At 37.6% G+C, this 824-nt stretch carries 2 pseudogenes; one reads left to right on the forward strand and one right to left on the reverse strand.

The annotated features are described in order from the left end of the window. A pseudogene (locus H8Z82_RS17230) lies at positions 1 to 187 on the reverse strand (hypothetical protein); the annotation flags it as partial. A gap of 68 nt (positions 188 to 255) precedes the next feature. Here H8Z82_RS17230 and H8Z82_RS18145 point away from each other — a divergent pair. Then, positions 256 to 509, forward strand: a pseudogene (locus H8Z82_RS18145) (IS110 family transposase); the annotation flags it as partial. Between the last annotated feature and the right edge of the window lie 315 nt (positions 510 to 824).

Genomic DNA, 824 nt, shown 5'->3' on the forward strand with positions numbered 1-824 from the left:
TCAACCACAACTTTTCCTGCTGAGAAGTGTACAATACACAGTTTATATATTTTTTTATCTTCTTCACCCTCTGCACCGGTTTCGGTAAGAAGAATAAACTGATTGCCTTTGTAATGGCTATTTCTTTTGCATTGTGCGTTTTATTCCAAGCTTCAATAAGCAGTTTTCGTGTTTCATCATGCAACATAATAATCACCTCTTGACTCTATCATAGACCTGTTGTCAAGAATGTGCAGTATTTTTTGGGAGTGCTATAAGAAACATCCTGAATTTACAGACCGTTACCGTCGCATCAAAGCACGCCGTGGTCACAAGAAAGCCGTCATTGCTGCCGTATGATCCTGACCGCTATCTGGCACATACTCACAGATTTAAAGCCATATACACCGGAAGGTTTTCTTGACTCCCGTCCTGTGAATAAAGAAAAAGTGTTAACTACTTCACAGGCACTTAATCTGCTTAAGCAAAGAGGTTATTTTATCAAAGACGATCCTTTGTCAGTTTCCTGATTAGGTGTTGCGTTTATATTCAATTTTTCAGCCACCTAAAGATGGCTTATTTGTGATGTCAAAATTTATTCTCTATCCACTATCCCTTTGTTTCAAACTTTCAGTTTCCTATTATGTAATCAGTCCGTCTTTTTTGTCCGTTCTGTTTTTTTCTTCTGCTGTCTGGTAGCTCTCTTTCTGTTTTTCAGGTTTTGTAAAGTCAACTTTACAGAATTTACTTTTCTCTTTCTCAAACCAATTTAAACTTTTCTAAACAAGGGGCAGTTGCCTGTTTCTTTTTATTTTACCCTGATTCTTCTTCCCCAGGATACCCAG

The organism is Blautia difficilis (assembly GCF_014297245.1).
Lineage (GTDB): Bacteria > Bacillota > Clostridia > Lachnospirales > Lachnospiraceae > Blautia_A > Blautia_A difficilis.